Below are 22,367 nucleotides of genomic sequence, written 5' to 3' on the forward strand. Positions count from 1 at the left end.
TCCCGCACGATTGACACGGCCACGCATCTGTCACGCCCTCGGTGGGCCCTGATTACTCAGCGATCCTCGAATGGCGCATGCTTGCGCTTCTCCGCAAATGCCGTCATGGCCTCACGCTGATCGGCAGATCCGAAGCAGGACGCGAACTGCGCCGCTTCGATCGCCACTGCTGTCGCCATGTCGGTACCGGTACCGAGCGTCAGGGCACGCTTCGCCGCGCGGACGCCGATCGGCGCCTGAGCAGCGATCTCGGACGCCAGCTTGTGCGCAGCGTCCATCAGCTCTTCGGGCGGCAGAACCTCGTTGACCAGGCCGATGGCCAGCGCGCGGTCCGCCTTCACCTTGCGCGTGGTGTAGATCATTTCCTTTGCCACACCCGGCGTCACGGTGCGAACCAAACGCTGAGTACCGCCGAAGCCCGGAGGAATGCCGAGGCCGGTCTCGGGCTGGCCGAAGGCGGCCTTCTCGGACGCCAGCCGAATGTCGCAGGCGCAGGAGAGTTCACAGCCACCGCCCAGCGCCCAGCCGTTCACCGCGGCCACGGTCGGCATCGGCAACCGCTCCAGCTTCAAGAAGATGCGGTTGGCCATATCGCTGAACGCCAACGCCTCGGCCGAGGTCATCGTGCTCATCTTGACCACGTCGGCACCGGCGACGAACGAACGGTCACCTGCGCCGGTGACGATCACCGCACGAGCATGATCGGCGACCGCTCGGTCGAGGGCCTCGTCCAGATCGAGCAGTACCTGCTCGTTCAGGGCATTGAGCGCCTCCTGCCGATCGATCGTGAGCGTGACGACAAGATCGTCGGCCAGCTCGTATTGTACGTAGGACATTTTTTCCTCCTTGGTGGGCGGCTCCATCGTTGGAGTCGCCAGGGAAATCCGGCACACTCATCTGGGCTGGGTATCGTTCTCGTGGGTGGCGCCGGGGAATCCCCTCGAGAACTTTGAAATGTGACTCTGCGGGTGAGCGTGGTCTGCCTCACACTCACCCGCAGAGATCAATTAACCATCTCGGAACTGGACGCCGAACCCGCCGCGTGGATAGTGCCATTCGAGGCTTCCGGGAGCCGCGACAGCCAAACACGTTCCGCACTCGAGGCACGCCGCGTACTCGACGGATATCGTCCCATCCGGTTCTTCTTGGTAGACCTGCGCAGGGCAAACCGCACAGAGCAACTTGCCCGTGCCCGTCGCTTTGGCGATGGCCTGGTTGACCTTGATGTGTGGCTCTTCCTCATCGGTGACGAACCGTACCTTGGCCAGTCGCTCCGGAACTGGTGGCATCTTCACAGTGCCCGCACCCCCTTGAGACCGTCTCGTCCGAGTTGCGTCAGCTTGAGATCGGATTGCTTCAACGTGTCGGTGGCAACCTTCATCAGATGCCGTCGGGGCGTCAGATCATGGTTGAAGACGCCATACAGCACATCGGCCAGCAACCGGCCGTATTCGCCATACATCCGGTCGGTCTCCAAGAACTCCGGAGCCTTCTCGTAAGTTTCCATGTCTTGGCCCGCGAAGCTCTCGAACAGGCGCTTGCCGTAGCCCGCCAGTCCGGTCTTCGAGGTTTCGCCCGCCTTGATTGCCTCGTCGATGGCCGCGGCCGCCGCGATTGCGGAACCTGCAGCCAGATCCATGCCCCGAACCGTCAGCCCTGTGTTGAGCGTGAGTCCTGCCGCCTCGCCGACGATGACGATGCCGTCGGCAGCGATCTCACCCACCATGTCCAAGCCGCCCTCAGCGACCAGGTGGCAGCCGTATTCGCTGATCTCGCCGCCCTCAATGAGCGGAGCGACGAACGGGTGCTCCAGGTAGCGGTCGAAGATCTCGTAGGCCGTCAACCCCGATTCGGTCAGCGAATCGAGCCGTAGCACGACGCCGATCGAGATCGAGTCGGTGTTGGTGTACAAGAAGCCGCCACCGCCCACACCCTGAGTGCAGTCGCCGACGATCGCGTACGCCACGCCCTCGCCGGGCGCGCACTGGAAGCGGTCCTCGATCACGTCGGAGTCGAGCTTGACAACGGCCTTGACGCCCACCGCCAGTTGGTTCTCCGCAGGTCTCGGGCGCATTCCCGCATACCGAGCGATGAAGGAGTTCACGCCATCGGCGGCGACAACCACCCGGCAATGCAACTCGTCGTCGCCGGCCTTCACGCCCACCACGCGTCCTGTTTCGGTGGTCAGCAACGAGTCGACACGCACGCCCGGCATCACGATCACGCCCGCCGCTTCGCACTGCTCGGCCAGCCACCCGTCCAGCTTTGCCCGCAGCACGGTCACCGCGTTCGCAGGTGAGGCAAGACGCTGATCGGCATAGTCGATGCCGAACACCGAACCGGCATTCATGAATTGAATGCGGTTTTGCGTTATTACTCGTTCGACGGGCGCCTGGTGGATGAAGTCCGGGAAGACCTTGTCCATCACCCGGCAATACAGCACCCCACCGGACAGGTTCTTGGAACCCGGCTGTTCACCGCGCTCGATCAGCAGCACCTCGTGGCCCTGCTGAGCGAGCTGGTAAGCGATGACGCAGCCGGCGATACCCGCCCCGATGACGATGACGTCGAAATCCGGTTCGAAGTCCTCACTCATATAGGCTCCTAGCCGAGCGCCGAAACCAGCGCCGGAATCACGTTGTACAGGTCACCGACGATGCCGTAGTCGGCCTCCGAGAAGTAGGGAGCGTTCTCGTCGTTGTTGATCACGACGACCGTTCCTGCCGTTCGCGCCCCGACCACGTGTTGCAGCTGGCCGGAGATACCGATCGCGACATACAGCTTCGGCGACACGTGCTGGCCGGTCACGCCGATGTAGCGATCAGCGTTCAACCACCCGAGTCCCTCGGCCAGCGGTCGTGAACAGGCGACCTCGGCGTCCAGCGCGTCGGCCAGCTGCTGGACGAGCTTCAGATCGCCCTGGCTGCGAAGTCCGCGTCCGACCGAGACGATGCGCTCGGCACGGCCCAGATCGACCTGTGCCCGTTCCGGCCGAATTGTCTGCGTCACCTTGACCGCCAAGACATCGGACGCAGCTTGCTCGTCCACGGTGCCCGAGCCGGTGGCCTCGGGGGCAGGTCCGCCGTCCAGCATCGCCACCGCAGGCCCATCGACCTGGATGACGTCTTCGGCGATGCCGCCGAATGCCGGATTTCGGATCTCCAGCTTGCCGTCAACGGATGTGATTTCCTTAGGCATCGCAAACAGCGGAGCAGGCAACCCCGCCGCCACCGCGCCGAGCACGGCGCGCTCAGCATCGCGGGCCGCACCCAGCACCAGGTGCGGGCTCTGCTCGACGATCACCTTCGCGATCGCCTGGGCGTATGCCTCCAGCGGCGCCTCGCCCGGGTCGCCGAGCCAAAGCGTCTGGTCAACTCCGCCATCGGCCACCTGCTGGGCGACCTCCTTCGGGCCGACGACGACGGCACCGACACCACCATCGAGGGTTTTCGCAGTTTCGATCAGATTGGCCACCCGAGCATCGCCGGCGACCACAATCCAGTTACTGGTCATTGTCATTCCTTGTCAGACTTAGATGGCGGCCACGGCACGCAGGCCTGCGACAACGGTCCCGGCAGCATTCGCGGCGTCGGCGCCGTCCAGAATCTCGTGCTTGCGGGCGGCGAGCTTCGGCTGCGAACGGCTGACCAAGGTGGTCGCAGGTGCGAGCCTCGCGTCCAGCTGATCGAGTGCCAGGGTCTCCGACGGCTTCTTACCGGCCTTCAGGATGTCCTTCATGCCGGGCACCCGAGCATTGACCGCGTCGGGGGCCACCGACAGCACGCACGCCTGATCGAAGGCAAGCTCCTGCGTGCCACCCTGCCAGTTGCGGGTCACCTGGAAACCACCATCGCTGGAAGCAACCTCGGTCACCTGCGCGACGGCAGGCCATCCCAGAGCCCCGGCAACCACGGCAGGCACCAGCTGAGCACCGATATCGATGGACGCGTCTCCGGCCAGCACCAGATCGACGTCGCCGATCGCCCGTATGGCCGCCGCCAGTTCGAGGCCGGTAGTGGTCGAATCAGCACCCTGCTCGGGAGTGGGAATCAGGTATAGCTCGTCCAGACCACGCGACAGCGCCGACTTCTTGGCCATCGGCGCGGCTGCCTCGTCGCCCAGCGAAATACCGATCAACTCCGCGCCGGTGGCATCGGCCAACCGGCGGCCCAACTCGATGGCCGGATGATCGTATTCACTGACCGTAAAGGTTGCGCGCGACCAGTCGATCTTTCCGTTCGGGGCGACCGAAGCCTCTTGCGGGTTTGCCGCCCACTTGTAGATAACTGCGATTTTCATTGATAAACCTCAGCGAAGGATGGAGCCGGAAACGACGACACGCTGGATCTCGTTCGTGCCCTCGTAGATCTGGGTGATCTTGGCGTTGCGGAAGTAGCGGGCCACCGGGTAATCCTCGGAATAGCCGTAGCCACCGTAGATCTGAATGGCGTCCGCGGTGACCTCGAGTGCAATGTCGGACGCGTAGTACTTCGCCATGGCTGCTTCCTTGCTGAACGGCTTGCCGGCGTCCTTGAGCGAGGCGGCGCGGTAGGTCAGCAGGCGGGCAGCGTCGATCTTGGTCGCCATGTCGGCCAGCTTGAAGCCGATTGTCTGGTTCTTGGCGATCGGGGCGTTGAACTGGACGCGCTCCTTCGCGTATGCCAGAGCGTGCTCGTAGGCACCCTGAGCGATGCCGACGGCCTGCGCGGCGACGGCGATGCGTCCGCCGTCAAGGGTCGCCATGGCGACCTTGAAGCCCTTGCCCACCTGTCCGAGAACGTTCTCGACCGGAACTTTGACGTCCTGGAAGAGCAGCTCACGGGTCAGCGAGGTGCGGATGCCCAGTTTGTTCTCCTTCTTGCCGAAGGTGAAGCCCGGCATGTCCTTCTCGAGGATGAAGCCGGTGATGCCGCGGGTGCCTGCCGAGGGATCGGTCATCGCAAACACGACGTAGGTCTCGGCGGAACTGGCGTTGGTGATGAAGATCTTTGAACCATTGAGCACGTAGTGGTCGCCTTCGAGGCGGGCGATGCTCTGCTGGCGGGCAGCGTCCGAACCGGCGTTGGGCTCGGTCAAGCCGAACGCTCCGAGATGCTCGCCCTTGGCCAGCGGCGTGAGGTATTTCTCTTTCTGCTCGGGGGTGCCGAAGTCGTTGATCGGGTTCGAGCACAGCGAGACCGAAGCCGAAAGCGCGATGCCCAGGCCGTCGTCCACGCGGGAGATCTCCTCGACCGCCATGATGTAGCTCAGGAAGTCGATCCCGGAGCCGCCGTATTCTTCCGGCAGATACAGGCCGGTGAGGCCGAGTTCGGCAGCCTGATCGTAGAGCGAACGATCCCACTTCTGGGCGGCATCACGCTCGAGGACGGTCGGCTCGACATTCTTCTCCATGAACTCGCGAACGTTTTGCTTCAGCAGTTGCTGATCTTCTGTCAGTTCAAACATCACTGTCTTCCTTTTGTGCGGTTGGGAAATATTCCGTGGGATAAATAGGTATGTGTTCCTGCGGATTCGCCGGCCGCGAATGACCCGTCGACCGGCAAGTCCGGATTGTTGTGTGGTGGCCTACTCGGCGGTCGGCGGCATCACTGTGGCGACACCGGTCGTGACGACGACGCCGTCTTGGTTGGTGATCGTGGTCTCGAGCTTGGCCCGGTTTTTCTCGACGTTGATCTCGGTCACGGTGCCGGTCGCGGTCACCGTGTCACCGATATGAATCGGACGACGGAAGCGCAACTCCTGGCCGATGTAGATCGTGCCGGGTCCCGGCAGGTACATGCCGACCACAGTCGAGATGAAGGCGGCCCCCAAGATGCCGTGCGCGATGCGTCCCTTGAATTGGGTCTGCTCGGACGCGACCTGATTCACATGAGCCGGGTTGAGATCGCCGCTGATGCCTGCGAACAGGTAGACGTCGGTTTCACTCACCGTCTTGGTGAAACTCGCGGATTGTCCGATGGTCAGGTCGTTGATGGTAAAGCTCATCTTTTGATTCCCTTTCCTAAACCAGTGCTTCTTCGGACTCGGGCTGCACGTAGCGGTCCAGTTCGGCCGGAGCAGGAGTGCTCTGCATGGGTCCGTCGGCAAATATCCGGGCGTCCATCACCCGTAGGTCTTCGGCGATGCGCGGCCGGAACCCCATCTGGGCGATAACGTCACGTTCGAGGTCGACACCCGGTGCTATCTCGATCAAGGTCAGACCCTCGGGCAGCATCTCGAAGACAGCGCGTTCGGTGATGTACATCACGCGCTGACCGGTCTCCCGCGCATACGTGCCCGAGAAGGTGACCTGTTCGACCTGGTCAAGCAGCTTCTGCGCGGTGCCCTCGTGGATGATCTTCAGCTTGCCGGCCGCCACCTCGACCTTGAGCCCCTTCACCGTGAAGGTGCCGCAGAAGACCACGCGCTTGGCCGTCTGCGTGATGTTGATGGCGCCTCCGCAGCCGGCGATCTGTGGCCCGAACCGGCTGACGTTGATATTGCCGTCCTTGTCCATCTGGGCCAACCCGATGAATGTCGCGTCCAGACCGCCGCCGTCGTAGAAGTCGAACTGGGTGGCCTCGTCGATGATCATGTCGGGGTTGAGTGCAGCGCCGAACCGCAGCCCGCTTTCCGGGATACCGCCGCTGATGCCCGATTCGACGGTCAGATGCAGCGAAGAGATCGTGCCTTCCTCGACGGCCACCGAAGCGACGCCTTCGGGCATTCCGATTCCCAGATTGATGACGCCACCTTCGGAACCGAGTTCTTGATAGGCGCGGCGCGCAATGACCTTGCGCTGGTTCAACGGGAGCTGTCCGATGGAACTCAGCGGGACCCGCGTCTCGCCACAAAACGCCGGCTCCCAGCTGTCGAGAGCCGTACTGAATTGCTCCTCGGGCGGTGCCACGACGACCGCCGCAACCATGAATCCGGGGATCTTCACCATGCGTGGGTCGAGTGTGCCGTTGCCGACGAGCGCATCGACCTGGACGATCACCTTCCCGCCGTTGTTGTACGCAGCCTGCGCCATCGTGGTCACCGAGCTCCACACCGGCAGATGCTCACCGCTGATGTTGCCGTCCTCGTCCGCGTATGTCGCCTTGATCAGCGCCACGTCGATCGGAACGCGGTGGTAGAACAGCCAGTCTTCGCCAAAGATCTGCTGTACCTCGACCAGGTCGTCAGTGGTGGCGGCATTCATGCGCCCGCCTTCGTTACGAGGGTCGACGAAGGTTCCGAGCCCGATCTTGCTGACCGTACCAGGACGTCCGCCGGCAGTATCGCGAATGATCTCGGAGACGACGCCTTGCGGCAGGTTGTAGGCCTGCACCTTGTTGTCGATGATGAGCTTCTGCAGGCTGGGTGCGAAGTTATAGTGGCCTGCGATAGCGCGCCTGAGCATTCCTTCATGGGCGAACCGGTCGGCGCCGCGGCCCTGACCATCGCCGATTCCGGCCGTATGCACCAGTGTCAAATCACGCGGGTGGCCATCACGCAAGAAAGCCTGCTCAATTCCCGCGCCCAGATAGTCGGGATTAGAGCAGGTGACGAATCCGCTCATTGCGATGGTCGAGCCATCGGGAATCAGCTGAATGGATTCCTCTAGCGACATGAATTTCGAGCTCTTATTTGTAGTCATCCTGATATCTCCGTTGACGCCCCACAATGGGCGTGCTGGCATAACTTCTGCATTGAAGCGCCCTTCGACTGCCTTTCCTTGGGCCTCGATAAACGCTCTCCTATGTGCAGACCAATCGTTTACTGACGTTGGTCCACAGCATCGTCCCGACAAGCCACTGCGCTACAGGGGCAATGGGAAGGGTCTATCGATGACCGCTCATCTCGTTGTTAGGACAAATCTATTCCTGATGTCCTCGGGACGCTACGGAGGATCCACCAACATGGCTGCCGCGACAGCTGTCAATTTTACAATTACACACTTAGGGCTGACATACTTCGGGCGGCCGCGAATGCCTCGACCGGCGCGGTCCGCAACTCGGCGGATTCTTCGTATTGGCGAGCCGACCCCGAGCCTCGTTGCAAGCACGGCTGCCAGACGGGCATGTCACCCAGTTCGAAGGCCCACACCACATTGACGAGATCTACCGGGTCATCCAGATCGGCGTTCGTGATGTCGCTGAATCGACGCAGCCGATAGCGCAGGGTGTTGACATGCAGGTTGAGTTCGCGAGCGGCATCGGTGTAGTTGCAGTGATGTGCGAGGTAGTTGCGAACCGTCACCTCGAGGTCGGCGCCGAAGGCTCCCCGCCCACGCAGCGGATCGAGGAAGCGATGCCGCAACGTCCGGTTGACTTCGGGCTGCGCCACCGCCGCGACCTGCCACCCCAGTTCGCCGAGGGTGTGCACTCCTGCCAGGCCGCGGTATGACGCCAAATGGGCCACGCGATCGGCAATCGTGAACGACTGCGCGACATCCGACAGCGGCCGCAGCGGCCCCATCCCCGCCACGGCCCCATCACCGACCTGAGGGGCTTTCGCCACCACCCCGATACATTCACCGTTCACAGCCGCCAAGAAGCCCCGGCGCATCGGCATGCCTCCTGAAGACTCCAGGTTCTGCACGCTCAGCGACGCCCCGGGCCTGGCCAGCACCCTTATCGCCGCGTAATCGGCGTCCACATCGAGCGGCAACGACCGCAACTCGCTCGGAGCGGCTCTTCCGGTGACCAGCCGACGTACCAGCAATGTTCGTTGCTGCGTGTCGAGCTGCGCCTGCTGGCGATTGAGGTCGTCGTACAGCTTCACCACGCGTTCCGATATCGCGTCACCCAGGCGCCACAGGCAGTCCGAGCCGTGCATCGCGTCATCACCATCTGCGCCGAGATCCGCGCACACCCGGAGGAAATGCTGGTTGACATGCCCCACACACTGTGCGAACTCGCGCACCGCGTCCTCGGTCGGCACTGCGTCGCGGTATCGCTGCTGAATGATCTGCGAAACCAAGTCCAAGCCTTCGGCGTCGAGATAGGAATGTCCTTGCCGAAGCGCCCGAAAGACCATGACCAAGGTGCGATGAACGCTCACGAACAGTGCCTCGTCGCCGGCCTCGCCATCCGGCTCACGTCCCTCGCGGACCACGTCAGTGACCCTCTTCGACAGAATCGGCAGATCGCTGCCCAACCGCACCAGCACCTGTTCCAAACGTGATTCGTTCATTTCGACTCCCATGTCGTTGAACCCAACGGTCCGGTGTCAATTGTTGTCCATCCGGACAAGACGCACAAGCATTTTGTAACTATCTCTACAGCTTTTTGTCAGCCTGATTCTGGCTTGCCGTTCTTTCTCTTGACAAATCAGGAACCAGCGTTGCACGATCGGCATGCACGACCACGCCAGACGTCGTCGCGGAGCACTCACTACAGCAGCACGGTCAAAGGAGCCGGCCGACTTGAGTGAGGCATTCGGAACCAACGAAACGATATCCGTATGCCCGTGCTCCGCCAATGCAACCAGAAAGGGAGCCCGTACTATGCACCGGCAAACCAAAGACATTGCAGTCAGAGGAAATTAGAAACCATGGATCTCGTCCATCTCGCAGTCATTCTTGGAGCCCTGGCTTTTCTGATCGTCATGGCTTACCGGGGCCATAGCGTCATCTTGATGGCGCCCATAGCTGCCTTACTCGCGGTCGTCCTGACCGAACCAACCAAAGTGCTTCCGGTCTACACGAACCTTTTCATGGTCCGGATGGCATTCTTCGTCCAAAACTATTTCCCGATTTTCATGCTCGGCGCATTGTTCGGGAAGATGATGGAGATCTCCGGATTCGCCAAATCGATCGCTTCGGCGGTCGTCAGGGTCGTCGGCGAGAAGTTCACGATCATGGCGATCGTCCTGGTGGGCGCCATCCTCACCTATGGTGGCGTGTCGATGTTCGTCGCCGTCTTCGCCGTCTATCCCTTCGCTGCCGAAATGTTCAAGGAGTCGGATATCCCCAAGCGGCTGATCCCGGCGACCATCGGTCTGGGTGTCTTCGCCTTCACCATGGACGCCCTGCCGGGCACCCCGCAGATCCAGAACATCATCCCCACCACCTTCTTCGGGACGACCGCATTCTCGGCTCCGATCCTCGGCATCTTCGGTTCGCTGTTCGTCTTCGTCGTCGGAATGCTGTACCTCGAATGGCGGCGCCGCACCGCCAAGGCCGCCGGAGAAGGCTACGGCTCTGGGCACCTCAATGAGCCGGTCATCGCCACCACCACCGACAAACTTGTTCACCCACTGATAGCCGCCCTCCCGCTGGTCCTGGTCTGGGTCGCCAATCTCGTCTTCACCAAGACGCTGCCGAGCCTCTTCCCCGATGTCGTGGAGTTTCAGAACACCTCCGTCCCGGCCAAGAACGCTGATCCGGAAAGTCTGATCACCTCGGTGACCATCTCCGGCGCGGTGGCTACCTGGGCATTGATCATCGGCTTGGTTCTCGGCATCGTGACGATCTTCATCATCGGACGCAAGCAGGTCACCGCATCATTCATCCCGAGCAGTAAGGACGCCATCGCAGGGTCTCTGCTCGCCAACTTGAATACGGCATCCGAGTTCGGCTTCGCGGGCGTCATAGCCTCGCTTCCCGGCTTCAAAGTGGCCGCGGACGCGTTGCTGTCGATCCCGAATCCGCTGTTGAGCGAAGCAGTCACGGTCAACGTGCTGGCCGGCGTCACCGGATCGGCATCGGGTGGATTGAGCATGGCCCTCGGCGCGATGGGCGATCACTTCATCGACATGGCCAACGACTCCGGGATCCCGCTGGACGTCATGCACCGCATTGCCTCCATGGCCGCGGGCGGCATGGATACTTTGCCTCACAACGGCGCCATCATCACCGTGCTCGCCGTCACCGGATTGACTCACCGGCAGTCGTACAAAGACATCTTCGCCATCACCTTGCTGAAGTGCCTCACTGCCTTCGTCACCATCGGTTTCTACTACCTGACGGGACTCGTCTGATCAGCAACGGCAACTGATCCGCAGTCATCAAGGAACGGGAGGTGCCCGTCCGAGTTCGCCGCTCGGGCGGGCATTTCTCGGCGTATACTCCCTGCCGAGAACCGATGCGGTCATAATTCACGATTCAGCCCAAGACCAGGGCACCCTGCGCCATGATGAAGAATCGACACGTCGAGCGGCGATCTCTATTCCTCGCTGTTGCACGCGATCATGGTCGAAGCCAAGGCATCCGATCGCCGAAGCAGCACCCAACGACTGATTCCCCGGATATCCTCAGACGGCGATGACCACGGGAACGATCATGGGACGGCTGCGGTAGGTGCGCGAGACCCAGCGTCCGATCACACGGCGAACGCTTTGCTGCAATCGGTGCGGGTCGTCGACCCCATCGGCCAGCCCCTGCTCCAGGGCACGTCTGATCTCCTCGGTGACCGAGTCGAAGATCGATGCGTCCTCCAAGAAGCCCCGCGCGCTGATATCGGGCCCGGCGACGATGGTCTGGGAACGCAGGTCGACGGCCACAATCACCGAGATGAAGCCTTCTTCGCCCAAAATCCGACGATCGGTGAGCGAGGTCTCGGTGACGTCGCCGACGGTCGTGCCGTCGACAAAGATATAGGACGCGTCCACTCGTCCGGTGCGCTTGGCCACGCCCTTCGCCAGATCGATGACATCGCCGTCTTCGGCCACGATCGTGTGGTCGGCCGGGATTCCGGTCTGCTGGGCGAGCTTCGCGTTCGCCACGAGATGCCTGGCCTCGCCGTGAACCGGCAGCGCGTTGCGCGGCCTGACCACGTTGTAGGTGTAGAGCAACTCCCCCGCACTGGCGTGCCCCGAGGTGTGCACGAGCGCGTTCCCCTTGTGCACGACCGTGACCCCGAGCCTGGTCAGTCCGTTGATCACGCGGTAAACCGAATTCTCGTTGCCCGGAATCAGCGAGGACGCCAGCAGCACGGTGTCACCCTGACCGACCTGGACGATGGGGTGCTCACGGTTGGCCATCCGGGCCAGCGCGGACAGCGGCTCGCCTTGCGAACCGGTCGAGATGATCACAACCTTTTCGTCCGGATAGCGCTCGATGTCGTTCAACTCGATCAAGGTACCGCCGGGCACCTTGAGGTACCCGAGTTCCTGCGCGGTGCCCATATTGCGCACCATTGAGCGTCCGACATAAACGACCTTGCGGCCATGCCGCACGGCGAGATTGAGAATCTGCTGCACCCGGTGCACGTGCGAGGCGAAGCATGCCACCACAAGTTTCTGGGTGGCCTGGTTGAAGACCCGTTCGAGGGCAGGCTCGATGTCTTTTTCGGGAAGCGTGAAGCCTGCGACGTCCGCGTTCGTCGAATCGGCCATCAGCAGATCGACGCCGCGCTCATCGTTCGACAACCGGGCGAATCCACGCAGGTCGGTGATCCGGTGATCCAACGGAATCTGATCCATCTTGAAGTCACCGGTGTGCAGCACGATGCCCGCGGTGGTCTTGATCGCGACCGCTAACGCGTCCGGAATGGAGTGGTTGACGGCGAAGAACTCCAGCTCGAATTCGTCCAGCTGCACGGTCTCGCCTTCGACAACCGTGTGATACATCGCGGTGTCGCGCAGCCGATGCTCGCGCAGCTTGCCGTCGACAAACGCCAGCGTCAACTTGCTGCCGTACAGCGGGATGTCCTGGCGGCGGCGCAACAGATACGGCACGCCGCCGATGTGGTCCTCATGGCCATGAGTCAGCACGAGCCCGACGATGTCGTCCATCCGGTCGTCCAGATAATCCAGGCCGGGCAGGATCAGATCGACGCCCGGCTGGTCGTCCTCGGGGAACAGGACGCCACAGTCGACCACCAGCACCTTGCCGTTGATCTCGAAGGCGGTCATGTTGCGGCCGATATCACCGAGCCCGCCGAGGGGGATGATTCGTAACGTGTCGGGGGCAAGCCTGGGCGGCATCTGAAGAGCACTCATATCGTGATTATCCTAACCGTATTCGTCTTCGTGCGCCTTATCCCGGCGCCTCGGTGGCCGGACTCAGTGCCAACCGATTCCGCTGCGATAGATCGGTTCCAGCCAGTACACCGACGTGTGTGTACTGCGAGCGACCAAACACAGTGACCGGGCCGAAAGATATGGGCATTCTTCCTTGCCCGTTCGGGCCGACTGAGATTGTCGACGAGTGTGTTTGAAGTGATCGAGGGTGCCGACCGGAGACGGGAATCATGCCGCCCGGGTCTGCTGCACCCAGCAGCTTTCAGGGTTCATCCGCGCCTACGCTGATAGTGTGTCCATCGGGCCCGGGCCAAAGGATTCTTTGTGTTGCACTCAATTTCTACCCGATCTGTCAGCGCCATCATCGGTCTCATCGTGCTGAGCGTGATGTTGGCCGCATGCGGCTCGCCGAGCGACGCGGCGTCGGCATCGGCCAGCGCGGCACGGGGCTTCCCCATCGCGGTAATGACCGGTGGCTCCGATTCGGTAACAACCGTGACGATCGAATCGCGGCCCACCCGCATCGTCTCGTTGAGCCCCAGCGCCACCGAGACGCTGTTCGCGATCGGCGCGGAGGACGAGGTTGTCGCCGTTGACAGCCAGTCCGATTATCCCGATGGCGTTCCGATCACCGGGCTGTCGGGCGCCCAGCCTGATGCTCAGGCGATCGCGAGCTATCGACCTGATCTGGTCGTGATGGCGCAGGAGGATTCCGAGGTCATCGCTGAACTTGCCCACGAAGGCGTCCCGACTTTGGTGTTGCCGCCGGCCGAGGAGCTTTCCGATGTCTATGACCAGATCGAACGGCTCGGCTGGGCCACCGGCCGGCACCGTTCGGCGTCCGGTCTGATCTCCACCATGAAGTCCGCCATCACCTCTTACCTGGAGACTTCTCCCGACCTCGACGGAACCAGCTATTTTCTCGAGCTCGACCCGGATCTGACCACCACCTCCACGCAGACCTTTCTCGGCCGGCTCTACGGCCTGTTCGGCATCACCAATATCGCAGATGATTCCGGCCAGCCGGGAGACCGGCCCCAGCTGTCTGATGAATACATCATCGAAACCGATCCCGATGTCATCTTCCTCGCCGACGCGGGTTGCTGCGACGTGACCGCCGGCAAACTGGCCGAGCGTCCGGGTTGGGAAGGCCTGCAAGCGATTCAGAAAAACCAGGTTTTCACCGCAGACACCGACATCGCGAACCGGTGGGGCCCGCGAGTAGTCGACTATGTGGGAATGATCAGCGGATATTTGGCCACCGTCGAGGACCGGTAGCCGCCGGTTTCCGCTCACCGCGTACGAGCATGGCCGAAGCCACCGGTGCCGTCCTATTCGCGCCTTACCTGCGCCCAAGGGACCGATCCGGTTGCCAGATGGCTGTTCAGGCACTGGCGCTGTTCATCGTCGGCGTCGGCAGCAGGCGTCGACAGCAGACTCTTTCCCGGACATCAGGGGTCGGCTGTTATAGACTCTGTGTTGCTCTCGCATCGGCGGGAGTGTCGTGGGTTGCAGTGAAATCCGGTGAGAGCCCGGTGCTGTGCCGCAACTGTGAAGCCGATTCTTTCGGACGAGCCAGGACATCTGTCCACGACCACGTTCTGTTCCTCGGACGAAGGATGGTTCGTGCGTCAGGGCTTGTCTGCCCACTCGCCCGGCTGCTTCGTCCTCCGAGAGATACCGGAGGATTGTTTTGTTCCGCACTTCATCTGCACGATCGCCGCTCGCCGCTGCCGGCGCGCTGCTATTGACGGTGGCGTTGGCCGCATGTGGCGCACCGACCGATGCGACATCTGCCAGCGGCTCCTCGGATGCCGCCGGAGGCTTCCCGGTCACCGTCACCAGTGGGACCTCTGATTCCACCACCACGGTCACCATCGATTCGCAGCCGGAAGCCATCGTTTCGTTGAGCCCGACCGCTACCGAATCGCTGTTCGCCATCGGAGCCGGCGAGCAGGTTGTCGCCGTCGACGATCAGTCGAACTACCCCGAAGAGGCTCCGGTCACCGACCTTTCCGGTTACCAGCCCAATGTCGAGGCCATCCTCAACTACTCCCCCGACCTCGTTGTGACCTCCAGCGATGATCCCGACACCACTGCCAGCCTGGAGAACGCCGGCGTCCCGACACTCGTGCTTCCCTCGGCCACCAACCTTGATGAGGCCTACGACGAGATCGATCGGCTGGGTCAGGCAACCGGCAACGATGAGGCTGCCGATTCACTGGTCGAAGACATGCGTTCAAAGATCGAGGCCGCGGTGGCCGCCGCACCCGATGTGACCGATGCGACCTATTTCCATGAATTGGATCCCACGCTTTTCACGGTTTCCAGCAACACCTTCCTCGGCGAGATCTACGGCCTGTTCGGTCTGCAGAGCATTGCGGACGCGTCCGATGGCGATGACTATCCGCAGCTGTCGGAGGAGTACGTCGTCCAGGCCAACCCTGACGCGATCTTCCTCGCCGACGCGCAATGCTGCGGCGTGACCGCCGACCAGGTGGCCGGACGCGCCGGTTGGAGTGAGGTGAGCGCCGTTCAGGACGACCATGTCTTCGTCGTCGACGCCGACATTGCGAGCCGCTGGGGCCCACGCATCGTCGACTACGTCGAAGCAGTCGGAGAGTACGTCGCGGAGCTGAACCCCGATAAGGCATGACCGCATCCGCCACCGCGCCGGTAACCAGCGTCCGGCCGTCCGCTGCTTCCTCTCCCGCCCCCCGGGCGAGGAGGAAACGCGGCCGACGGCTCGGGCGCTGGCTCATCGCGATAGCCGTGTTGGCGATCGCGTTGTTGGTCGGAGCCATGGTGGGTCCGGCAGGTTTGACGGCCCGCAGTGTGCTCCTCGAACTGGTGGACGCGCTGCCGTTCGTCCAGGTCGACTCGGGGCTGACTTCGCAGCAACGAGCGATCCTGTGGCAGATCAGGCTGCCCCGCGTCACCCTCGGTGCGCTCGTGGGCGCAACTTTGGCGATCTCCGGCGCGTCCTACCAAGGGGTTTTCCGTAACCCATTGGCCGACCCCTACCTGCTCGGGGTATCTGCCGGGGCGGGGCTCGGCGCCACCATCGCCCTCACCCAAGGCGGCAGCATCGGCAACGTCGGCGTCCCGGTTTTTGCCTTCCTCGGCGGCCTACTGGCGGTCGGCGCGACCTATGCGCTGGGCAGCACCGTAGGAGGCGGCCATAGTTCGACCGTCATCGTGCTGGCGGGAGTCGCGGTCGCCGCGTTCTTCAGCGCCATCCAGACCTTTGTTCAGCAGCGTTTCGACGACTCGCTGCAGGCCGTCTACTCCTGGCTGCTGGGGAGGCTGTCGACCAACGGCTGGAGCGACATCTGGATGATCCTGCCGTATGTCCTGTTCAGCTGGGTTGTGCTCCTGCTGTATCGCCGCACGCTCGATGTGTTGGCCGTGGGTGATGTGGAGACCGCGAGCCTTGGTATCGATCCGGCACGGGTGCGGCTGATTCTCGTGCTCACTTCCACCTTGGGGACCACGGCGGCGGTCTCGGTGAGCGGGTTGATCGGCTTCGTCGGCATCATCGTCCCGCACGCCGTGCGGCTCATCTTCGGCGCCTCACACCGCATTCTGCTGCCACTGTCGATGATTTTCGGCGCGGCATTTCTCGTCCTGACAGACGTGGCGGCGCGAAGCCTGATGGCACCCGCCGAATTGCCGATCGGTGTGGTCACCGCGATCGTTGGCGCACCGTTCTTCCTCGTCGTCCTGCGCAGAGGCCGGGTGAGTTCATGAACATCCTTGAGTGCCGCTACTTCAATGTGACCCGTGGTGACAACCATGTCGTCATCGACCTGAGCGTCAGCGTCGAGAAGGGGCAATGGCTGGCCTTGGTCGGGCCCAACGGCGCGGGAAAGACATCGTTCCTGCATGCGGCGGCCGGGTTGATCCCGTCGTCCGGCGACATCTGGATCGACGGACGCGACGCCCGCAGCCTGTCACGTAAGCAGTATGCCCAGTTGGTTGCGCTGATGCCGCAACAGCCGGCCATACCGGCCGGTATGACGGTACGCGAATTGATCGCTCTGGGCCGCACCCCTTATCTCGGGCGCTTTGCGACCGAATCTGCCGCCGACCGGGACGCGGTCGACTGCGAGATCGCGCGCCTGGGGTTGGGGCCCTTCGAGGACCGTTTGGCCGGCCAGCTGTCGGGCGGCGAGTTGCAGCGGGTGATCCTGGCTCGCGCATTGTGCCAGCAACCCCGGATCCTGCTATTGGACGAGCCCACCAGTGCACTCGACATCGGGCACCAGCAATCGGTTCTGGAACTCGTCGATCAATTGCGCCGTGAACTCGGCATCACGGTCTTGGCCGCCATGCACGATCTCACCTTGGCCGCGCAATATTCTGACCACTTGCTCCTATTGGAGCACGGACGCCTCGTTCAGGCCGGCCCGCCGGCCGATGTGCTGCAACCTGTGCGTCTGGATCGTACGTATAACGCCCATGTCGAGGTACTGCCCCGGGCGTCGGGTCCGGCGGTGGTTCCGGTGCGACCCGGTTCAGTCTGATCGGCCGCAACAGTCGGAGTCCTCTGCTTGAGGTGCGTGTGCCCCCAATCGGCATCCGAGATTCCGACTCTCCGTTGCAATAGCTGCGGTTTCGAGAAGACTTATGCGAGCCGGGCCTGACATTTCTGGCTCGAAACCTAAACTGGCGCAGTGACCAACGAATTGCATCCCGATAGCGTCCGATTGGCAATGCCCGCTGAAGCGATCGATATCGTCGATGTGCAGCAGGCACGGCTTGCCACCTGGCCGAGACTGGCCGACGTGGCAAAACAACTGGACCACGACGAGATGGTGCAGGCTTGGCACGACGCGATCGTGCGTCCGCCGCTGGCGACCTACCGGGTTCTCGTTGCCGTCGATCAACTGAATCACGTCGTCGGCTTCGCTGCCGTCGGGCCGAGCGATGACCCCGATGCCGAGCCGACCGACGCGCTGGTGGCCGAGTTCTGCGTGCACCCTGCCGCGATGGGATCAGGCCACGAGGACCGCCTCATGCATGCGGTCGCCGACACGCTGCGCGCCGACGGCTTCGAACGCGCCACCTGGTGGGTGACCTCGGACGACGACCAGACCCGCGCTCTGCTCGACGCGTCCGGTTGGGCGCCCGATGGTGCTCACCAAGAGGTCGGCGATGAGGACGATCACCTGCGCGTCAAACTGGTCCGGCTGCATACCGCCTTGGTGGATTGAGCCAGCCGCCATCTCTCGCAGCATCGCGAACCCACTCTGCATCGATACTGTCTCGGATTCTCCCATTGCATGAGCCAGAGGCAGTCTGCGTCAAAATGGTCGAAATTTGCCGTAGCCGAAAGCCGAGGGATTCGGGCTGCTACTGGAATTCGGACAGGGCGACATTCTGGCCGGTGACCGTGATCGTCGCCGCATCTGCGCCGATCGCAAGGCTCTGATAGCTGATACCGCCAGGATTGGGAAGCTTCAGATCAGGACTCACTTGGTCGAGGGCTAGCTGAAGCACGCTTTCGGGCAACGGAACGTCCGTGTCCGCGACTGCCAAACCCGGATCGTTCAGCTCCAGCGTGCCGTCCTGCTCCAGGGCAAGATCTGCCTCAAGTTGGATCGGAACGACTCGTCCCCCGACCTCCACCGAGGTGCCGACCGAAATCCTGTTGCCGTCCACATAGTTGACCGGAAATCCGAGCAGCACACTGAGTTGATTCCAGTTGATGGAGGCGGTTGCATCCAGCTGCTCGACCGTCGCGTTCTCCAAGTCATCGAATGGTTGCACGCCGGCGGCATCAATCTGAACGCTGTCGATGGTGGCCTTCCTGTCTTCATCGGCCACCTCGATCCCCTGAAGATTCAGCTGCGCATCCGCCAGCCGATGCGTGAGGGTGATCAGCATGAAAGGCCATCCGCCCAACTTGACCTCGGCCTGGCCGCCATACCGTTCCTCGATGGCCTGCGCCATGTGGTTCTGCGAAAATCCGCGCATCTGGTTGTCGACGCCGACCGCCGAGATCACGAGCACCGCCACCACGGCGATGATCATCAACGTCTTCTTGCGCACGTATTCTCCTCAGGCGATGCCGAGCAGGTCTTCGATACCGATGGTCAACCCCGGACGATCAGCTACAGCGCGTACTGCGGTCAAGATGCCCGGCATGTAGCTGTTGCGCTGGAAGGAGTCATCACGAATGGTCAGCATCTCACCTGGATTGCCGAAGACGACCTCTTCGTGCGCGAACAAGCCTTGTAGCCGCACCGAATGCACATGGACGCCGTCGACCACCGTGCCCCGAGCACCATCCATCTCCTTGATGGTCGCGTCGGGCATCGGCGCACAGTCTGCGTCGGCGCGCGCCTCAGCGACCTTATTCGCGGTGGTGATGGCCGTGCCCGATGGTGCGTCCGCCTTGCCCGGGTGGTGAAGCTCGACGACCTCGACCGATTCGAAGAAGGGCGCGGCCTTTGCGGCGAAGTGCATCAGCAGCACGGCAGCGATCGAGAAATTGGACGCAATCAGCACGTTGGCCGTCGGCTTGGCGGCAAGCCAGCCGCGTACCTCGTCGTACTTCGCTGGGGTGAAACCGGTGGTGCCGACCACCGCGTTGATGCCGTGATCAATGCACCATTTGATGTTGTCCATCACCGCATCCGGGTGGGTGAAATCGATGACCACGTCAGCCGTCTCGACATCGCTGCGGTCCTCGCCCGCATCAACGGCGGCGATCAGTTGCGTGTCGGATGTCTCATCGACAGCCTTGCAGATCTCCTGCCCCATGCGTCCTTTGGATCCGAAGACCGCCACCTTGATCATCTGTTGCCCACCTCTCGTATCCGTAGAACACCAGACTATCCCGGTAGCTCTGACCATCTCCGGAGGCCCAATGCTGCATCTGCGGAGATGACCGAACCGAAGGCGGGCCTGACCGGTTCGGGTGGCAGCTGCGCGGTGTAACCCGCGACGACCGATGGCCTTGGTAGCGACGACTGGCATTAGGCAAAAAGGGAGGCCCCGCAAGCGCAATGCTCGCGAGGCCTCCCCTTCAAGCTACGAAGAGTTACTTCTCTTCGGACTTGTCCTCGGATTCTTCGATCACCGGGACGAGCGACAGCTTGCCGCGGTCATCGATGTCGCTGATCTCGACCTGGATCTTCTGGCCGACGCTCACCACGTCATCGACGCTCTCGACGCGCTGTCCACCGTTCAGCACCCGCATCTTGGAGATGTGCAGCAGGCCATCCTTGCCGGGCAGCAACGACACGAACGCGCCGAAGCTTGTCAGCTTGACGACGGTACCGAGGTAGCGTTCGCCCTTCTCCGGCATGGTCGGGTTGGCGATCGCATTGATCATCTGACGCGCCATCTCGGCGGCCTCGCCACCGGCGGCACCGATGTAGATCGTGCCGTCCTCCTCGATGGAGATGTTGGCGCCGGTATCGTCCTGCATCTGGTTGATGACCTTGCCCTTGGGCCCGATCACCTCGCCGATCTTCTCTACCGGAATGTGCACGGTGATGATGCGCGGGGCGTTCTCGCTCATCTCATCGGGAGTGTCGATGGCCTCGTTCATCACACCGAGAATCGTGGTGCGAGCATCCTTGGCCTGCAACAGCGCCTGAGCCAGCACGTCGGAAGGAATGCCGTCGAGCTTGGTGTCCAATTGCAGAGCGGTGATGAACTCGCTGGTGCCGGCGACCTTGAAGTCCATGTCACCCAGCGCGTCCTCGGCGCCCAGAATGTCGGTCAGCGCCAGGTACTTGGTCTCGCCCTGATCGTCGGTCTCGCTCATCAGGCCCATGGCGATGCCGGCAACCGGTGCGCGCAGCGGCACGCCGGCGTTCAGCAGGGACAGAGTGGACGCACAGACCGAGCCCATCGAGGTAGAGCCGTTCGAGCCGATGGCCTCCGAAACCTCGCGGATGGCGTAGGGGAACTCTTCGCGGCTGGGCAGCACCGGGACGATGGCCCGCTCGGCCAGCGCACCGTGGCCGACCTCGCGGCGCTTCGGTGAACCGACCCTGCCGGTCTCACCGGTGGAGTACGGCGGCATCTCGTACTGGTGCATGTAGCGCTTCGAGGTGACGGCGCTCAAGGTGTCGAGCTTCTGCTCCATGTCGAGCATGTTCAGCGTGGTGATGCCCATCACCTGGGTCTCGCCGCGCTGGAACAGCGAACTGCCGTGCACCCGGGGCACGATGCCGACCTCGGCCGACAGCGGACGGATGTCCTTGGGGCCACGGCCGTCGATGCGCTTGCCGTCGCGCAGCACCCGGCCACGGACGACCTTCTTCTGCAGGGCCTTGAACGCACCCGAGATCTCACCCTCGCGTCCGTCGAACGCCGCATCGGCTCCCAACTGGTCGAGAATCGAATGCTTGAGATTCTTCTCCGCCTCCTGGCGGTCCAGCTTGTCGGCGATCTGCTCGATGCGATCGAGTTCCGACAGGCCCAGCTCCGAGACCTTCGCGTAGACGTCGTCCTCGTATTCCTTGAAGACCGGGTAGGGGTAGGTCTCCTTGCTGATCTGCTGGGCCAACTCGACCTGCGCATCGCACAGCGCCTTGATGAACGGCTTGGCGGCCTCGAGGCCAGTGGCCACGACGTCTTCGGTCGGGGCGGTCTTGCCCGAACGCACCAGATTCCAGGTGGCCTCGGTACCTCCGGCCTCAACCATCATGATGGCCACGTCGCCGTCAGCGAGCACCCGGCCGGCAACCACCATCGAGAAAGTGGCGCTCTGCTCCTGCTCAAACGTCGGGAAGCACACCCACTGGTCGCCGATCAGCGCGACACGCACGCCTCCGATGGGGCCGTGGAACGGGAGCCCGGCGATCTGAGTCGACATGGACGCGGCGTTGATCGCCACTACGTCGTACTCGACCTGCGGGTTGAGCGCCAGCACGGTCACCACAACCTGCACCTCGTTGCGCAAACCCTTGACGAACGCCGGGCGCAGCGGACGATCGATCAGGCGGCAGGCCAGAATCGCGTTCTCGCTGGGGCGTCCCTCGCGGCGGAAGAACGAACCGGGGATGCGTCCGACCGCATACATCTTCTCTTCGACGTCGACCGTCAGCGGGAAGAAGTCGATCGACTCGCGCGGGGTCTTCTGCGCGGCGGTCGCAGACAGCAACATAGTGTCGCCGTCGAGATAGACGGCGGCAGCGCCGTCGGCCTGCTGAGCCAGAACACCGGCCTCGAAACGGACGACATGCTTGCCGAAGGTTCCGTTGTCGATGATCGCCTCAGCGAATTTGAGGTTCTCACCCTCCATGAATATTTATCCTCTCTCGTTTCTCAGAAGAGACACGAGTGCCGGCGCAGGAGCCGGGTCATAAAATGCCGGTCTTCGATCGAGGTCATCGGGATACCCATCCGGCTGCCCGATGACCACTACCGAGGACCAACAACCCTTGGCCTGCAGCTGGTTGTCCTCGCGTCGTATT

General features: G+C 62.6%; 19 protein-coding genes and 1 riboswitch. Of the genes, 6 read left to right on the forward strand and 13 right to left on the reverse strand.

Annotation, left to right across the window (positions count from 1 at the left end; translation table 11 throughout):
* Positions 1–56 precede the first annotated feature (56 nt).
* The 9 genes from QQ658_RS08385 to QQ658_RS08425 all read right to left on the reverse strand — a co-directional run bounded on the left by QQ658_RS08385 (position 57) and on the right by QQ658_RS08425 (position 9,159).
* Entirely contained in the window at positions 57–836 is a 780-nt protein-coding gene (locus tag QQ658_RS08385) for an enoyl-CoA hydratase-related protein (RefSeq protein WP_286024420.1), read from the reverse strand.
* A gap of 171 nt (positions 837–1,007) precedes the next feature.
* On the reverse strand, positions 1,008–1,289 hold the full coding sequence (locus tag QQ658_RS08390) for a ferredoxin family protein (RefSeq protein WP_286027068.1): 282 nt from the start codon (positions 1,287–1,289) through the stop codon (positions 1,008–1,010).
* A gap of 2 nt (positions 1,290–1,291) precedes the next feature.
* A complete protein-coding gene (locus tag QQ658_RS08395; RefSeq protein ID WP_286024421.1) occupies positions 1,292–2,596 on the reverse strand; it encodes an FAD-dependent oxidoreductase in 1,305 nt (434 codons plus the stop codon).
* 8 nt (positions 2,597–2,604) lie between these two features.
* Entirely contained in the window at positions 2,605–3,513 is a 909-nt protein-coding gene (locus QQ658_RS08400) for an electron transfer flavoprotein subunit alpha/FixB family protein (protein WP_286024422.1), read from the reverse strand.
* Positions 3,514–3,531: 18 nt separating this feature from the next.
* The gene (locus tag QQ658_RS08405) at positions 3,532–4,299 is read right to left on the reverse strand and encodes an electron transfer flavoprotein subunit beta/FixA family protein (RefSeq protein WP_286024423.1); all 768 of its coding nucleotides are present in this window, start codon (positions 4,297–4,299) and stop codon (positions 3,532–3,534) included.
* A gap of 9 nt (positions 4,300–4,308) precedes the next feature.
* Entirely contained in the window at positions 4,309–5,445 is a 1,137-nt protein-coding gene (locus QQ658_RS08410) for an acyl-CoA dehydrogenase (RefSeq protein WP_286024424.1), read from the reverse strand.
* 120 nt (positions 5,446–5,565) lie between these two features.
* On the reverse strand, positions 5,566–5,985 hold the full coding sequence (locus tag QQ658_RS08415; RefSeq protein ID WP_286024425.1) for a MaoC family dehydratase: 420 nt from the start codon (positions 5,983–5,985) through the stop codon (positions 5,566–5,568).
* 16 nt (positions 5,986–6,001) lie between these two features.
* The gene (locus QQ658_RS08420) at positions 6,002–7,621 is read right to left on the reverse strand and encodes an acyl CoA:acetate/3-ketoacid CoA transferase (RefSeq protein WP_286024426.1); all 1,620 of its coding nucleotides are present in this window, start codon (positions 7,619–7,621) and stop codon (positions 6,002–6,004) included.
* A gap of 293 nt (positions 7,622–7,914) precedes the next feature.
* Positions 7,915–9,159 carry a PucR family transcriptional regulator gene (locus QQ658_RS08425; RefSeq protein WP_286024427.1) on the reverse strand — a complete coding sequence of 415 codons (1,245 nt, stop codon included), beginning with the start codon at positions 9,157–9,159 and terminating at the stop codon, positions 7,915–7,917.
* Between the two features lie 444 nt (positions 9,160–9,603).
* On the opposite strand from QQ658_RS08425, the gene QQ658_RS08430 reads away from it, so the two are divergent.
* Positions 9,604–10,947, forward strand: coding sequence for a GntP family permease (locus QQ658_RS08430; RefSeq protein ID WP_286024428.1), 1,344 nt, complete (start codon positions 9,604–9,606; stop codon positions 10,945–10,947).
* 273 nt (positions 10,948–11,220) lie between these two features.
* Here the strand turns inward: QQ658_RS08430 and QQ658_RS08435 are convergent, their stop codons facing one another.
* Positions 11,221–12,909, reverse strand: a complete 1,689-nt coding sequence (locus QQ658_RS08435) for a ribonuclease J (RefSeq protein WP_286024429.1) — start codon at positions 12,907–12,909, stop codon at positions 11,221–11,223.
* Between the two features lie 345 nt (positions 12,910–13,254).
* On the opposite strand from QQ658_RS08435, the gene QQ658_RS08440 reads away from it, so the two are divergent.
* From QQ658_RS08440 to QQ658_RS08460, 5 genes are all read left to right on the forward strand, one after another.
* Positions 13,255–14,208 carry an ABC transporter substrate-binding protein gene (locus QQ658_RS08440; protein ID WP_286024430.1) on the forward strand — a complete coding sequence of 318 codons (954 nt, stop codon included), beginning with the start codon at positions 13,255–13,257 and terminating at the stop codon, positions 14,206–14,208.
* A gap of 211 nt (positions 14,209–14,419) precedes the next feature.
* Positions 14,420–14,536, forward strand: a riboswitch (cobalamin riboswitch).
* Between the two features lie 87 nt (positions 14,537–14,623).
* The gene (locus QQ658_RS08445) at positions 14,624–15,586 is read left to right on the forward strand and encodes an ABC transporter substrate-binding protein (protein WP_286024431.1); all 963 of its coding nucleotides are present in this window, start codon (positions 14,624–14,626) and stop codon (positions 15,584–15,586) included.
* On the forward strand, positions 15,583–16,680 hold the full coding sequence (locus QQ658_RS08450) for a FecCD family ABC transporter permease (RefSeq protein ID WP_286024432.1): 1,098 nt from the start codon (positions 15,583–15,585) through the stop codon (positions 16,678–16,680). Before QQ658_RS08445 ends, QQ658_RS08450 begins: the two co-directional genes overlap by 4 nt.
* Positions 16,677–17,456: an ABC transporter ATP-binding protein gene (locus tag QQ658_RS08455; RefSeq protein WP_286024433.1), complete on the forward strand. Its 780-nt coding sequence runs from the start codon at positions 16,677–16,679 to the stop codon at positions 17,454–17,456. Before QQ658_RS08450 ends, QQ658_RS08455 begins: the two co-directional genes overlap by 4 nt.
* A 150-nt stretch (positions 17,457–17,606) precedes the next feature.
* Complete coding sequence (locus QQ658_RS08460; RefSeq protein ID WP_286024434.1) at positions 17,607–18,146, forward strand: GNAT family N-acetyltransferase; 540 nt, start codon at positions 17,607–17,609, stop codon at positions 18,144–18,146.
* Positions 18,147–18,285: 139 nt separating this feature from the next.
* Here QQ658_RS08460 and QQ658_RS08465 read toward each other — a convergent pair whose 3' ends face one another.
* The 3 genes from QQ658_RS08465 to QQ658_RS08475 form a co-directional block, all read right to left on the reverse strand.
* The gene (locus tag QQ658_RS08465) at positions 18,286–18,984 is read right to left on the reverse strand and encodes an LmeA family phospholipid-binding protein (RefSeq protein ID WP_286024435.1); all 699 of its coding nucleotides are present in this window, start codon (positions 18,982–18,984) and stop codon (positions 18,286–18,288) included.
* A gap of 9 nt (positions 18,985–18,993) precedes the next feature.
* Positions 18,994–19,734, reverse strand: a complete 741-nt coding sequence (gene dapB, locus QQ658_RS08470; protein WP_286024436.1) for a 4-hydroxy-tetrahydrodipicolinate reductase — start codon at positions 19,732–19,734, stop codon at positions 18,994–18,996.
* A 244-nt stretch (positions 19,735–19,978) separates the two neighbouring features.
* On the reverse strand, positions 19,979–22,195 hold the full coding sequence (locus QQ658_RS08475; protein WP_286024437.1) for a polyribonucleotide nucleotidyltransferase: 2,217 nt from the start codon (positions 22,193–22,195) through the stop codon (positions 19,979–19,981).
* Positions 22,196–22,367 lie beyond the last annotated feature (172 nt).

The sequence above is a fragment of the Propionimicrobium sp. PCR01-08-3 genome, from assembly GCF_030286045.1.
In the GTDB taxonomy this organism is placed as follows: domain Bacteria; phylum Actinomycetota; class Actinomycetes; order Propionibacteriales; family Propionibacteriaceae; genus Brooklawnia.